12 protein-coding genes are annotated in these 14,590 nt (G+C 65.7%); 11 read left to right on the plus strand and 1 reads right to left on the minus strand.

The window, feature by feature from the left end:
- The first annotated feature begins 384 nt into the window (after positions 1-384).
- The 7 genes from K410_RS0108360 (at position 385) to K410_RS0108390 (ending at position 8,786) form a co-directional block, all read left to right on the plus strand.
- On the plus strand, positions 385-1,587 hold the full coding sequence (locus K410_RS0108360) for a pyridoxal phosphate-dependent aminotransferase (RefSeq protein WP_028134430.1): 1,203 nt from the start codon (positions 385-387) through the stop codon (positions 1,585-1,587).
- Between the two features lie 311 nt (positions 1,588-1,898).
- Positions 1,899-2,381 (plus strand): DUF992 domain-containing protein, encoded by a 483-nt coding sequence (locus K410_RS0108365; protein ID WP_028134431.1) that lies wholly within the window; start codon positions 1,899-1,901, stop codon positions 2,379-2,381.
- A gap of 199 nt (positions 2,382-2,580) precedes the next feature.
- Positions 2,581-4,644 carry an elongation factor G gene (locus K410_RS0108370; protein WP_028134432.1) on the plus strand — a complete coding sequence of 688 codons (2,064 nt, stop codon included), beginning with the start codon at positions 2,581-2,583 and terminating at the stop codon, positions 4,642-4,644.
- Positions 4,645-5,032: 388 nt separating this feature from the next.
- On the plus strand, positions 5,033-5,305 hold the full coding sequence (locus K410_RS0108375; protein WP_028134433.1) for a helix-turn-helix domain-containing protein: 273 nt from the start codon (positions 5,033-5,035) through the stop codon (positions 5,303-5,305).
- A 108-nt stretch (positions 5,306-5,413) separates the two neighbouring features.
- Positions 5,414-7,153, plus strand: a complete 1,740-nt coding sequence (locus tag K410_RS0108380) for a SulP family inorganic anion transporter (RefSeq protein WP_028134434.1) — start codon at positions 5,414-5,416, stop codon at positions 7,151-7,153.
- A gap of 110 nt (positions 7,154-7,263) precedes the next feature.
- The gene (locus K410_RS0108385) at positions 7,264-8,103 is read left to right on the plus strand and encodes a shikimate dehydrogenase (RefSeq protein ID WP_028134435.1); all 840 of its coding nucleotides are present in this window, start codon (positions 7,264-7,266) and stop codon (positions 8,101-8,103) included.
- A 56-nt stretch (positions 8,104-8,159) separates the two neighbouring features.
- A complete protein-coding gene (locus tag K410_RS0108390; RefSeq protein ID WP_028134436.1) occupies positions 8,160-8,786 on the plus strand; it encodes a hypothetical protein in 627 nt (208 codons plus the stop codon).
- Between the two features lie 114 nt (positions 8,787-8,900).
- Here K410_RS0108390 and K410_RS0108395 read toward each other — a convergent pair whose 3' ends face one another.
- On the minus strand, positions 8,901-10,037 hold the full coding sequence (locus tag K410_RS0108395) for an alpha-hydroxy acid oxidase (RefSeq protein ID WP_028134437.1): 1,137 nt from the start codon (positions 10,035-10,037) through the stop codon (positions 8,901-8,903).
- 108 nt (positions 10,038-10,145) lie between these two features.
- Here K410_RS0108395 and K410_RS40290 point away from each other — a divergent pair, with 108 nt between their 5' ends.
- From K410_RS40290 to K410_RS0108415, 4 genes are all read left to right on the plus strand, one after another.
- Positions 10,146-10,313, plus strand: coding sequence for a hypothetical protein (locus tag K410_RS40290; RefSeq protein WP_196236000.1), 168 nt, complete (start codon positions 10,146-10,148; stop codon positions 10,311-10,313).
- Between the two features lie 221 nt (positions 10,314-10,534).
- Positions 10,535-11,878, plus strand: coding sequence for a phosphoglucosamine mutase (gene glmM / locus K410_RS0108405; protein ID WP_028134438.1), 1,344 nt, complete (start codon positions 10,535-10,537; stop codon positions 11,876-11,878).
- A 270-nt stretch (positions 11,879-12,148) separates the two neighbouring features.
- Positions 12,149-13,408: an MFS transporter gene (locus K410_RS0108410; RefSeq protein ID WP_028134439.1), complete on the plus strand. Its 1,260-nt coding sequence runs from the start codon at positions 12,149-12,151 to the stop codon at positions 13,406-13,408.
- Positions 13,409-13,645: 237 nt separating this feature from the next.
- Entirely contained in the window at positions 13,646-14,479 is an 834-nt protein-coding gene (locus K410_RS0108415; protein ID WP_028134440.1) for an outer membrane protein, read from the plus strand.
- Positions 14,480-14,590: the final 111 nt, after the last annotated feature.

Here is a 14,590-nt window from a genome sequence, read left to right on the forward strand (position 1 = left end):
ATGGCTGAGCAGAAGTGACGAGGCGCTGAAACCTCCACATCGTATTGGCCGGCCCTGACCCGTTACGTCGAGGTTGCACTCGGCACCTTGGTGTCGGGTCAGCCAAGCTCCAGCGAAGATGGCGAGCCCAGGCATGATGCCGTCTGCTCGATCGCGAACGGCCTGAAATTGCTCCGAGGACAAGCCTTGCCGGATATGAGGGGTTTGCACGGCAAGTTTGCGGAAAATTGCGGAAATCCTGCCTCGACCCGCGCCAGATCCGTAAACTTTCTCGGATCGGGCCGAAGTTTCTTGCGGTGCAGCGGCTCACGTTTTAGGGTGGCTGCATTCCCACAATCGGAGTCGTGAGGCGAATGGTTTCACGACGCTTGTCAGGAGATGACGATGTCCTTCCTTGCCGCTGCGCTCGACCGTGTGAAGCCGTCCGCGACCATCGCGGTCACGGATAAAGCACGCGCGCTGAAAGCGGCGGGCCGCAACGTCATCGGCCTGGGGGCCGGCGAGCCCGACTTCGACACGCCTGCCAACATCAAGCTGGCGGCGATCCGCGCCATCGAAGCCGGCAAGACCAAGTACACTGCGGTCGACGGCATTCCCGAGCTGAAGGAGGCGATCATCGCCAAGTTTCAGCGCGAGAACGGCGTCACCTACAAGCCGAACCAGATCATCGTCGGCACCGGCGGCAAGCAGGTGCTCTACAATGCGCTGATGGCCACCATCAATCCGGGCGACGAGGTGATCATTCCCGCGCCGTATTGGGTCAGCTATCCCGAGATGGTTGCGCTCGCCGGCGGCGAGCCGGTGCCGGTGGTCTGCACCGCCGCGACCGGTTTCAAGCTGCAGGCCGAGGCGCTCGAGCGTGCCATCACGCCGAAGACCAAATGGGTGATCCTGTGCTCGCCGTCGAACCCGACGGGAGCCGCCTACACCAGGGCCGAGCTGAAGGCGCTCACCGACGTGCTGCTCAAGCATCCGCATGTGTGGGTGATGACCGACGACATGTACGAGCACCTCGTCTATGACGACTTCCAGTTCACCACGGTCGCGCAGGTCGAGCCGAAACTTTACGACCGCACGCTCACCGTGAACGGCGTGTCGAAGGCCTATTGCATGACCGGCTGGCGCATCGGCTATGCCGGCGGCCCCGCGCAACTGATCAAGGCAATGGCAACGATCCAGTCGCAATCGACCTCGAACCCGTCCTCGATTGCGCAGTGGGCGGCGGTGGAAGCTCTGAACGGTCCGCAGGACTTCATCCCCGCCAACAACAAGGTGTTCAAGGAGCGGCGCGACCTCGTCGTCTCCATGCTCAACCAGGCCAAGGGGATCGAGTGCCCGCGTCCCGAGGGCGCCTTCTACGTCTATCCGTCCTGCGCCGGCACGATCGGCAAGACCGCGCCGTCGGGCAAGGTGATCGGCAATGACGAGGACTTCGTCACCGAGCTGCTCGAGACCGAAGGCGTCGCGGTGGTGCAGGGTTCGGCCTTCGGCCTCGGACCTGCATTCCGCATCTCCTATGCGACCAAGACCTCGGACCTCGAAGACGCCTGCAAGCGCATCCAGCGCTTCTGCGGCAATCTGCGGTAAGCCAATCGCGACAGTGCAAATCGGAAAGGCCCGCTTCGGCGGGCCTTTTTTGTTCTGACGGGTGAAGATTTACTCGGGGCAACAAGTGCAGCTTTATCCCCGTCATTGCGAGCCAACGGGTCCGCGCGAAGCGCGGCCCGATGACAGGCTCCGCGAAGCAATCCGGAATCCCTCCGCGGAAAAACTCTGGATTGCGTTGCTGCGCTCGCAATGACGGAGGATCTGGCACGATCACGGCTCTTGTGGCATAGACGCGCAACGCGGGTGACGCTCCCTCTGCTCGCATCATGTCATTGCCGGAGATATTGTTCATGCGCCGTTCGCTCCTTCTCGCCGGACTCACCGCCGCCAGCCTCGTCGCCTCGGTCGCGAATAGTGGTGCGCAGCAGCAGCGGATGGCGCGGGTCGGCGTGCTCGAATGCCGCGGCGGCGCCAGCGTCGGCTTCATCGTGGGATCGGTGACTCATCTCGGCTGCGTGCTACGCGCCGACGGCTTGCCCGATGACCGCTATGTCGCGACGATCCGCAAGGTCGGCCTCGACATCGGTATCACCCAGGAGACCGCGCTCGCGTGGGGCGTGTTCGCACCGGTCGACCGCCTCGGCCCCGGCGACCTCTCCGGCAATTACGTGGGCGCGCAGGGCAGCGCCTCGGTCGGCGTCGGCTTGGGCGGCAACGTGCTGGTCGGCGGCTCCAACAATTCGATCGCGCTCCAGCCGCTGAGCGTGCAGGGCCAGGTCGGCTTCAACATCGCCGCCGGCCTCGAGAGCCTGGAACTCCGTCCGGGCCGTTGAGCGCCTGGGTCGCTGCTGCTTCACCTCTCCGCGTCGGGAGAGTTGGAACACCGAGCCTAGCCCGTAGAATTATAAGACTTGATCTAACTGACGACGCACCGCAGCGACGTTTGATGCTTGCCAAATCTCGGGGAGGGGCAGAGCATCTGCGTTTGCCGACCCAATCACGGGCCGAGCTCCACACCAAGGAGGCGGCGAAATGGGACAAGACGTCAGAAGTCCCCCGGTCAATAAAACATTGGGTCCACGGTGCATCGCGCTGGTGGGCCCTTTCCAAAGCGGTAAGACCACACTTCTCGAAGCGATCCTGGCGCGAACGGGCGCAATTCCGCGCGCCGGCAGCGTCGATGCCGGAACTTCCGTCGGTGACGCCACGCCGGAGGCCCGTCATCACAAGATGACCGTCGGGCTGACTGCCGCCACCACGAATTTCATGGGCGACAGCTACACCTTTCTCGATTGCCCCGGTTCCATCGAGTTCGCCCACGACATGCGCGCCGCGTTGCCCGCGGTCGACGCGGCGATCGTGGTCTGCGAGGCCGATGAAAAGAAGCTGCCGCAGCTTCAGATCATCCTGCGCGAGCTGGAGGAGCTGAAGATCCCGCGTTTCCTGTTCCTCAACAAGATCGACCGCGCCAGCCAGCGCATCCGCGAGACGCTCGCGATGCTGCAGCCCGCCTCCCGCGTGCCGCTGGTGCTGCGCCAGATCCCGATCTGGAAGGACGAGCTGATCGAGGGCTTCGTCGACCTCGCGCTGGAGCGCGCCTTCATCTATCGCGAGCACAAAGCCTCCGAGGTGGTCGCGCTCGAAGGCGGCGATCTCGATCGCGAGAAGGAAGCCCGCTTCTCGATGCTGGAGAAGCTCGCCGATCACGACGATGCCCTGATGGAGCAATTGCTCGAAGACATCCAGCCGCCGCGCGATGCGGTGTTCGACGATCTCGCCCGCGAATTGCGCGACGGGCTGATCTGTCCGGTGCTGCTGGGCGCCGCCGCGCGCGAGAACGGCGTGCTGCGCCTGATGAAGGCGCTGCGTCACGAGGCGCCCGGCATCGCACAGACCGCAAAACGCCTCGGCGTGCCGGAGGGCAAGGACGCGCTCGGGTACGTCTTCAAGACGCTGCATTCGCAGCATGGCGGAAAGCTGTCGCTGACGCGGCTGCTCGCCGGCCACCTCGACGACGGCGCGACGCTGCAATCGTCCTCCGGCGGTGCGGGGCGCATCTCAGGCATCCTCGCCGTCAACGGTGCCTACGACACCAAGCGCGCCGCGGCAGAGGCCGGCGACACGGTGGCGCTTGCCAAGCTCGATCCGATCAAGACCGGCGACACGATCTCGAACGGCAAGACGCCGCCCGCGGCATTGATCACGATCGAGCCGACGCCGCCGGTGCTCGCGATTTCGATCGCGGCGGCCGATCGCAAGGACGACGTCAAGCTCGGCCAGGCGATGGCGCGGCTGCACGAGGAGGATCCCTCCCTGGTCGTCGTGCAGAATGCCCAGACTCACGACACCGTCTTGTGGGGGCAGGGCGAGATGCATCTGCGCGTCGCCGGCGAGCGGCTGCGCGACCGCTTCGGTGTCAAGGTCACCTCGCATCCGCCGGGGATCGGCTACCAGGAGACCATCCGCAAGCCGATCACCCAGCGCGGGCGTCACAAGAAGCAGTCCGGCGGCCACGGCCAGTTCGGCGACGTCGTGCTCGACATCAAGCCGCTGCCGCGCGGCGATGGCTTCAAGTTCGCCGAGAAGGTGGTGGGCGGCGCGGTGCCGCGCAACTACATCCCGGCGGTCGAAGAAGGCGTCGTCGACGGATTGGCGCGGGGTCCGCTCGGCTTCCCCGTCACCGACGTGGAGGTGACGCTGACCGACGGCTCCTATCACAGCGTCGACAGCTCCGACCTCGCCTTCCGCACTGCGGCGCGGATCGGGCTCAACGAAGGCCTGCCGCAATGCCAGCCGGTGCTGCTGGAGCCGATCCACGTGGTCGAGATCGTCTGCCCGACCGAGGCCACCGCCAGGATCAACGCGATCCTGTCGGCGCGGCGCGGCCAGATCCTCGGCTTCGACACCCGCGAGGGCTGGAGCGGCTGGGACTGCGTCCGTGCCATGATGCCGGAAGCCGAGATCGGCGAGCTGATCGTGGAGCTGCGCTCGGCCACCGCCGGCGCCGGCAGCTTCACGCGACAGTTCGACCACATGGCCGAAGTCACCGGCCGCGCCGCCGACCAGATCATCGCCGCGCATCAGCACGCGGCGTAGGTTTGTCTCTCGCGCGTTGAGGGACGAGCTCCCTCACGCTCTCTCCCCGTCCTTACGGGGAGAGAGCGGGGGGAGGGGCTATCTCCGCGGCCACGCTCGCCCCACATGTCCCGGACGCGCTGCAATGCGTAGCATTGCTGCGCAGAGCCGGGACCCAGTAGGCCACGAGTTCGCTGCATGGGCCCCGGCTCTACAGCGCATCACTTCGTGCTGCGCCGTGTCCGGGGCACGAGAGCGGAGTCTCTCGCGCAAATTCGTCAAACCCGTCATTGCACTCCCCCATGATGGATGGACGGGCAGCCCCCTTGCGCTTGCCGCAAGATGATGTATTTTATATCATTGTATACGTTCTAGATATCATTTATGGGTCCTGGTAAATGAGGCCGAGGTGATCACGTCATTCCAGATGCGGGCAGCCCGCGCGCTGCTCGGCATTGACCAGAAAACCCTGGCCGAGCTTGCCGGTGTGTCATTGCCGACCATCCAGCGGATGGAGGCTTCGACCGGCAATGTGCGCGGCGTGGTCGAGACCCTGATCAAGGTGGTCGAGGCGTTCGAGCGGGCCGGCGTCGAGCTGATCGGCGAGCAGGTCCGCAGCGACGGCGGCGGGCGTGGCGTTCGCCTGAGGGAGCCCGGACCGCCGCGCCGTGTCGGAGCATGATCGGGGCGCGTTGATCGCGCTCGGGATCAGGATGGGCTGGCGCATCGGTCGCAACACGGGACGCACGATGCTTGGGAGCAACGAGGGGCAGCGGAGCAATTTGCCGAGATGAGCATCACGAGCGATCACGCGGAACGGCTGCACCAGCCGCGTCAGCCGACCTTTGCCGAACTGTATCTGCCGAAGCTCGTCACCGTCTGGCGTGAAGGCTACGGCCTCGAGGATTTCCGCGCCGACGTCTTCGCCGGCCTGACGGTTGCGATCGTGGCGCTGCCGCTGTCGATGGCGATCGCGATCGCCTCGGGCGTGACGCCGGACCGCGGCCTCTACACCGCCGTGGTCGGCGGCTTCATCGCCTCGCTGCTCGGCGGCAGCCGGTTCCAGATCGGCGGTCCCGCCGGCGCGTTCATCGTCTTGGTCGCCGCGACCGCGGAGCGCCATGGCGTCGACGGCGTCATCCTCGCTACCATGATGGCAGGCCTGTTCCTGATCGCCGCGGGGCTGTTGCGGATCGGCACCTACATCAAGTTCATTCCCTATCCGGTGACGGTCGGCTTCACCGCCGGCATCGCCGTGATCATCTTCGCCAGCCAGCTCCGCGATCTCGCAGGCATCACGCTCGCGGGCAAAGAGCCCAGCGAATTCGTGCCCAAGCTGCTCGCGCTCGCCGGCGGCCTCGATACCCTCAATCCATCCGCGGTCGCGGTCGCCGTCGTCAGCATCGCCATCATCGCGGCCTTGCGGATCTGGCGGCCGTCCTGGCCCGGTATCCTGATCGCGGTCGTGTTCGCGGCCGTCGCGTGTGCGGTGTTCTCGCTGCCGGTCGAGACCATCGGCTCGCGGTTCGGCGGCATTCCGCGCGAATTGCCCTCGCCGGCCTTGCCCGCGTTCTCGGTTGCGAAGGCGACCGCCGTGCTGCCGGACGCGATCGCGTTCGCGCTGCTGGCCGCGATCGAATCACTGCTGTCTGCGGTGGTCGCCGACGGCATGACCGGGCGCCGTCACCGCTCCAATTGCGAGCTGGTGGCGCAAGGCGCGGCCAATATCGGCTCGGCGCTGTTCGGAGGCATCTGCGTCACCGGCCTGATCGCGCGCACCGCCACCAACATCCGCGCCGGCGCCCGCGGGCCGCTCGCGGGCATGCTGCATGCGGTCTTCCTGCTGCTGTTCATGCTGATTGCGGCGCCGCTCGCGAGCTACATTCCGCTCGCCGCGCTTGCCTCGGTGCTGGTCGTGGTGGCCTGGACCATGGCGGAGAAGCACGAGTTCGGCACCTTGCTGCGCTCGTCATGGGGCGATGCCGTGGTGCTGCTCGCGACCTTCCTGCTGACGATCTTCCGCGACCTGACCGAAGGCATCCTGGTCGGCTTCGCGCTCGGCGCGGTGCTGTTCATCCATCGCATGGCGGAGATGGCTGGCATCGAGGAACGCTCGCCGCTGGCCGTCGCCGATCGTCCCGACGACGGCAATGGCGACCGCGTTCCCTACGATCCCGCGCTTGCGGTCGATCGCGACGTGCTGGTCTATCGCATCACCGGTGCGTTCTTCTTCGGCGCAGCCTCGGCCATCGGAAGCGTGCTCGACGCCGTCGCCGACAAGCGCAAGGCCTTCGTGGTCGACTTCGCCGCAGTGCCGTTCCTGGATTCGACGGCGGCCAATGTGCTCGGCCGCGTCGCTGCCAAGGCGCACCGCGAGGGCATCAGGCTGTTCATCACGGGGGCTTCGCCGGCCGTCCGCCGCGCGCTGCTCACCCATGGCGTGACGCCGCCGCGCGCGCGCTATCGCCAGAGCCTCGAGCGCGCGATTGCCGATATCAAGGGCGCAAGCGAGGAGACTGCCGCGAGCTGACGGCACGCCTTTCCCGCGCCGGGCCGGCCTGACCGGCGCTGTGGCGCCCGCTTGACAGAGCGGGCGCGACGCGAAATGGATCGGCTCGGAAGCACGACCCCGAGGGAAAGATGACCGCGCCCAGAACGCCTGCAGCCTGTCTGATCGGATGGCCGGCCGCGCATTCGCGCTCGCCGCTGATCCATCGCTATTGGCTGCGCACGCTGGGCATCGAAGGCGGCTACGTCATCGAGGCGGTTCCGCCCGAGGACTTGCGCGATTTCGTGCTGCGGCTGTCGCTGCGCGGCTTCGTCGGCGCCAACGTCACCATCCCGCACAAGGAGAGCGTGCTGGCGCTGTCGACGCCCGACGCCCGCGCCAAGGCCGTGGGCGCGGCCAACACGCTGTGGTTTGCCGATGGCGAACTGCACGCGACCAATACCGACGTCGAAGGCTTCATCGGCAATCTCGACGCCAGCGCGCCCGGTTGGGATGCGGCCGAGGAGGCGCTGGTGCTGGGCGCCGGCGGTTCCTCGCGTGCGGTCGTGTTCGGGCTGCTCGAACGCGGCATCAAGCGCGTGCATGTTGCCAATCGCACCGTCGCGCGGGCCGAGGCGCTGGCAGAGCAGTTCGGGCCCAACGTGCATGCTGTGAAATGGGATGGCCTCGACGACGTCCTGCCGCGCGCAAAACTTCTCGTGAACACGACCTCGCTCGGCATGCACGGCCAGCCGTCACTCGATGTCGATGTCGCGCGCCTGCCGCAGGCGGCCGTCGTTGCCGACCTCGTCTATGTCCCGCTGGTGACGCCGTTGCTCGCCGCCGCAGCAGCGCGCGGCCTGCGGACCGCCGACGGACTCGGCATGCTGCTGCATCAGGCGGTGCGCGGCTTCGAACTGTGGTTCGGCCGCCGGCCCGAGGTCACGGCCGAGCTGCGCGCGTTGGTCGAGGCCGATCTCACAAAGACTTGAGAGAATAGCGCAGGTGCTTCGGAGTTCTCCTTCCGTGGGGACAATCGGAGACCGTCATGTCTGTGCAACGTGCAACTTTCACCCGTCCGCTGATCGCCGTCGCGATGGTGGCCATATCGACTTACTGCGCTCTTGCTCAGAGAGCGCCGGTGCCGACGCGCGTGCGCGGCACCATCGAAAGCGTCAGCAACGACATTCTGCAGGTCAAGTCACGCAGCGGCGAGGAGGTGAAGCTCCGCCTTGCTTCCGACGTGAACGTATCGGGGATTACCAGGATTTCACTCGCCGACATCAAGCCGGGTTCGTTCATCGGCGCGACCACCGTGCCGGGGCCCGACGGCAGCCAGAACGCGGTCGAGGTCCACGTGTTTCCGGAGAGCATGCGCGGCACCGGCGAAGGCTCGCGGCCCTGGGACCTCAAGCCGAACTCCAGCATGACCAACGCGACGGTGGCGGAAAGCGTCGTCGGCAATGACGGTCACACGCTGCGGGTCAAGTACAAGGACGGCGAGAAGAAGGTGTTCGTCGCCGACAATACGCCGGTCGTGACCTTCGTGCCGAGCGACAAATCCGAGTTGAAGCCGGGTGCCAAGGTCATCGCCTTCATCAAGCAATTGCCGGATGGCTCGTTCGAGACCAACCGCGTCAGCGTCGGTCGCGACGGCCTGACGCCGCCGATGTGAGGGTGGCAATCGTAGAGTGGGCAAAGGCGCGCCAGCGCCGTGCCCACGTCTTTTCTCGTTCGGCGAAAGGTGGTGGGCACGCTGCGCTTCGCCCACCCTACGGCATCTGCGCGCTCACATCGCGATGATATGATCGTCGATTTCGTCGATCCGGTTGACGCCGCACAGGCCCATGGTGGTGAGCAGCTCCTTCTGGATGATGTCGATCGCCTTGGCGACGCCGGCCTGGCCGCCGGCACCGAGGCCATAAGCATAGGCGCGGCCGATCATGCAGGACTTGGCGCCGATCGCGAGCGCGCGCATCACGTCCTGGCCGGAGCGGATGCCGCCGTCGAACATGATCTCCATCTTCTCGCCGACCGCATCCGCGATCTCGGGCAGCACCTCGATCGAGGACGGCGCGCCGTCGAGCTGACGGCCGCCATGGTTGGACACGACGAGGGCCTGCGCGCCGGTCTTGGCGGCTTCCTCGGCGTCCTCGACGTCGAGGATGCCCTTGATGATCAGCTTGCCCGGCCAGATGCTGCGGACCCACTCGACGTCCTTCCAGCTCAGCGACGTGTCGAACTGCGAGGCGGTCCATTCGGCAAGGCGGTTGAGATCCTCGGTGTTCTTCACGTGGCCTGCGATGTTGCCGAAGGTGCGGCGCTTGCCCTGCAGCACGCCGGAGACCCAGCTGGGCTTGCTGGCGAAATCCAGCAGCTTCGACAGCGACCATTCGGGAGGCACCGTCATGCCATTCTTGATGTCGGCGTGGCGCTGGCCGATCACCTGCAGGTCCACGGTCAGCACCAGCGCGCTGCACTTGGCCGCGATCGCGCGCTGGATCAATTCCTTGATGAAGCCGCGGTCCTTCATGACGTAGAGCTGGAACCAGAACGGCTTCTCGACGCTGGCGGCGATGTCCTCGATCGAGCAGATCGACATGGTCGATTGCGTGAAGGGGATACCGGCGGCCTGCGCGGCACGGCAGGCGTGGATCTCGCCGTCGCCGTGCTGCATGCCGAGCAGGCCCACGGGCGCGAGCATCAGCGGCATGGTCGAGGGCTCGCCGAGGATCGTGGTCGAGGTGTCGCGCCTGGAGACGTCGACCAGGATGCGCTGGCGGAACTTGATCGCCTGCATGTCCTCGCGGTTGGCGCGCAGCGTCTCCTCGGCATAGGAGCCGCGATCGCAATAGTCGAAGAACGCCTTCGGCACGCGGCGCTTATGCAGGGCGCGAAGATCGTCGATACAGGTGATATGCTTCATGCTCGTTTCCCCGGCCCTCAAGCGTCTTGCATCAGAAGATTTCGAGGTCATCTAGCATGGTTGGATGCACAGCCAAATCGTTTGCGCGAGGTTTTGCAGGAGGCCGCCATGACCAAGCCGCACGCCGGACCTTCACCGGAGGAGATCAAGGAAAAGCATGATCTCGAGGAAGCGCTGGAGGAGGGGCTGGAGGAGACCTTTCCGGGCTCCGATCCCGTCAACGTCACCCAGCCGGCGCCGAGCCGGCAGGACGGCCACGTCAAGCGCAGCAGCTAGCGCCGGTTCCGCCCGTTTCCGGCACGATCGCGGGAAATGGAGCGTTAACAAGAGGTTATCGGAATCGCGGCGGGCCTGGTTCCGTAATGATTCATCATATTTTTTGAAGCCAAGTTAGCCGCGCAAGGCTTATAAGACCCCAGCAAATCAGGGATGCGGGGCCTGCTCGGGCAGCCCGTATTTGTCGAGGGGACTCCCTGATCGTTGCGTTGGGGGACGATATGAGCCGCAAATATTTCGGGACGGACGGGATTCGGGGCCGCGCCAACGGACTGATCACGCCGGAGCTCGCCCTCAAGGTCGGCCAGGCCGCAGGCCTTGCGTTTCAGCGCGGTGACCACCGCCACCGTGTCGTGATCGGCAAGGACACCCGCCTGTCCGGTTACATGATCGAATACGCGATGGTTGCCGGCTTCACCTCGGTCGGCATGGACGTGCTGCTGGTCGGCCCGATGCCGACCCCGGCGGTCGCGATGCTGACCAAGTCGATGCGCGCCGATCTCGGCGTCATGATCTCGGCGTCGCACAATCTGTTCGAGGACAATGGCATCAAGCTGTTCGGCCCGCAGGGCTTCAAGCTCTCCGACGACGTCGAGCGGCAGATCGAGCAGCTGCTCGACGAGCCCATCGAGAAGAGGCTTGCGCAGAGCGCAAGCTTGGGCCGCGCCCGCCGTATCGACGGCGTGCACGACCGCTACATCGAATTCGCCAAGCGGACGCTGCCGCGCGACCTCTCGCTCGACGGCCTGCGCGTCGTGATCGATTGCGCCAACGGCGCCGCCTACAAGGTGGTGCCGGAAGCGCTGTGGGAGCTGGGCGCCGACGTCGTGCCGATCGGTGTCGAGCCCGACGGCTTCAACATCAACAAGGATTGCGGCTCGACCTCGCCGGAAGCGCTGTCGAAGAAGGTGCGTGAGATGCGCGCCGACATCGGCATCGCGCTCGACGGCGATGCCGATCGCGTCATCCTGGTCGACGAGCGCGGCCATGTCGTCGACGGCGACCAGCTGCTCGCGGTGATCGCGCAGAGCTGGAAGGAGGACGGCCGGCTGTCGCGGCCGGGCATCGTCGCCACCGTGATGTCCAATCTCGGGCTCGAGCGCTTCCTGAACGGGCAGGGGCTCGATCTCGTGCGCACGCCCGTCGGCGACCGCTACGTGCTCGAGCAGATGCTGAGCGGCGGCTACAATCTCGGCGGCGAGCAGTCCGGGCACATCATCCTGTCCGACTACGCCACCACCGGCGACGGCTTCGTGGCCGCATTGCAGGTGCTGGCGGTGGTGCAGAAGCTGCGCCGTCCCGTGTCCGAGGTCTGCCATCGCTTCGATCCGCTGCCGCAGATCCTCAAGAACGTCCGCCACAAGGGCGGCAAGCCGCTCGACGATTCCGAGGTCAAGTCGGCGATCTCCGACGGCGAGAAGCGGCTCAACGGCCACGGCCGCCTCTTGATCCGCTCGTCCGGCACCGAGCCGGTGATCCGCGTCATGGGCGAGGGCGAGGACCGCATCCTGGTCGAGGACGTCGTCGACACCATCGTCTCCGCGCTGGGCCAGGCCGCGGCGTAATGCGCTTCTTACCCTCCCCTGGAGGGGGAGGGTCGATCGCGCGGAGCGCGAGCGGGGTGGGGTGATCTCTCCGCTCGGGCACTGTTGGAGGTGGAGAGACTGTCACCCCACCCCGTCTCATGTCTCGCTTCGCTCAACATGAGTCGACCCTCCCCCTCCAGGGGAGGGTAGAACCCGCGCATCCCAGCCATTTGCGTTTGGCGCTGGTTCCATCGCTGCCAGCATCGTACCTAGCAGGTCGCGGCGGCTCGCCGCGCCGGGATCGCTGCATTGAACAAGCCCGTCGTCGTCTCAGAGGAAACGCTGACCGAGCCCGTCGTCGTCGCTGACGTCGCACCCGGCGCCAAGTCAGCTGCCAAGGCGGCGGGGCCGGCTTATATCGTGCTCGCCGGCATCAGCTTCTCGCACTTCCTCAACGACACCATGCAGTCGCTGATCGCCTCGGTGTATCCGATCCTGAAGGACACCTACGCGCTCGATTTCGCGCAGATCGGCATGATCACGCTGGCCTTTCAGTTCACGGCCTCGCTGCTGCAGCCCGTGGTCGGGCACTACACCGACAAGAAGGCGCAGCCTTACTCGCTGGCGATCGGCATGGCCTCGACCTTCTTCGGCCTGCTGCTGCTTAGCGCCGCGCAGCAATATCTCGTCATCCTCCTCGCCGCCGCGCTGGTTGGCCTCGGCTCGGCGGTGTTTCACCCGGAGTCCGCGCGCATCGCGCGGCTCGCCTCCGGCGGCCGCTACGGCTTTGCGCAATCGGTGTTCCAGCTCGGCGGCAGCTTCGGCACCTCGATGGGGCCGGTGCTGGCGGCGCTGATCGTGGTGCCGTTCGGGCAGGGCAGCATCGCCTGGTTCTCCTCGATCGCGTTCCTGGCCATCCTCATCCTGTGGCGCATCGGGCGCTGGTACGCGCCGCAGATCAAGGCGAAGAAGACGGCGGCGGTTCAAGCCCATCCCGGCGCGCCGAGCTCGCGCCGCGTCGCCATCGCGCTGCTCGTGCTGGTGGCGCTGCTGTTCTCGAAACAGCTCTACGTCTCGAGCCTGTCGAGCTATTACATCTTCTATCTGATCGACCGCTTCGGCGTGTCGACGCAGGCCGCGCAGATCTACCTGTTTATCTTCCTGGCGGCGAACGCGGTCGGCGCGTTTCTCGGTGGCCCGCTCGGCGATCGCTTCGGCCGCAAGATCGTGATCTGGATTTCGATCCTGGGCGCGCTGCCGTTCACGCTGGCGCTGCCCTATGCCGGGCTCGTCGGCAGCGCCGTGCTCAGCATCGTCATCGGCCTGATCATCTCCTCGACGACGTCGTCGATCATCGTGTTCGCGCAGGAGCTGGTGCCGCATCGTTTCGGCATGATCTCCGGCGTGTTCTTCGGCGTTGCTTTCGGCATCGGGGGCCTCGGAGCCGCGGTGCTCGGCGAGCTAGCCGATCGCACCTCGATCGAGTTCGTCTACCAGGTCTGCGCCTATCTGCCGGCGATCGGCCTGCTTGCGGTGTTCCTGCCCAAGCTGCCGCGGCACACGCGTTAACGCTTCCTCTCCCGCTGCAGCGCACTTTCACCGATCGTTAGCAATTGCGTTTAGGTCGCCGCACTTGATGCGGCATTCCTGCAACGCTCGGGCGCCGTACGCGCGAGAGTAGAGAAAAAATCAACCTTAAAAATTAGGGTTAAGTGGCGCTTAAACATTTGCTGGCATCGTCCGCTACGTGAGTTTCCAGAACGTGAGGCCTGCGTATTTGCCTCACCGGCCAAAAGGACGAAGCCAATGCGTAGCGTTAAGTCTCTCCTTGCCGCGGGTGCGGCAACCCTGATCTCGTCGATGGCTTTCGCCGCCGATATGCCGATCGCAGCGCCCCCTCCCATGTACGCGCCGCCGGCTCCGCCCGCCGACTTCGGCGGCTGGTATCTGCGCGGCGACATCGGCATGACCAACCAGAGCGCCAAGCGCATCGAGAGCGCCCTGCCGGCCGGGTATTCGAAGACGACGGAAGGCCTCGGTTTCGACTCCTCGCCGCTGTTCGGTCTCGGCGCAGGTTATCGCTTCAACAGCTGGTTCCGCGCCGATTTGATCGGCCAGTATCGCGGCAAGGCCACTCTGCACGGCAGCGACAATGTCGTCGGACCCGGCTTCGTCGGCGTCAATAATTACAGCGGCAGCAAGTCCGAGTGGGTCGTCATGGCCAACGCCTATGTCGATCTCGGCACCTGGTGGTGCATCACCCCGTTCATCGGCGCCGGTGTTGGCGGCTCCTATAACAAGATCAGCGGTTTCCGCGACGACGGCGTCTCGTATTCTGGCGGCGTGCTGTCCAACAGCGTCGCCTACTTTGGCGACCACGGAAAGTGGAACCTGGCCTGGGCCGCTCACGCCGGTCTGGCCTACAAGGTCAATCCCGGCTTCACGGTCGAACTGGCCTACAGCTACATGAACCTCGGCGACGGCGCGCCCGGCAATTATCGCTTGTTCGACAACAGCGCCTCCGGCCCGACCTCGATCAAGATCAAGGACATCACCTCGCACGACGTCAAGCTCGGTGTGCGCTGGGATCTCAACAGCCCGCCGGTCTACGCGCCGCCGCCGCTCGTCACCAAGGGCTGATCGCAAGCCTTCTCGCTGACAAGCCTCACGGTTAAGCTCTCTTAACGGCGCGGGATCATCCCGCGCCGTTTTGCTGTGTGCATTTTTCATGGCGGGCTCCGCCCAAGGCCT

This window comes from Bradyrhizobium sp. 22 (genome assembly GCF_000482425.1).
In the GTDB taxonomy this organism is placed as follows: domain Bacteria; phylum Pseudomonadota; class Alphaproteobacteria; order Rhizobiales; family Xanthobacteraceae; genus Bradyrhizobium; species Bradyrhizobium japonicum_B.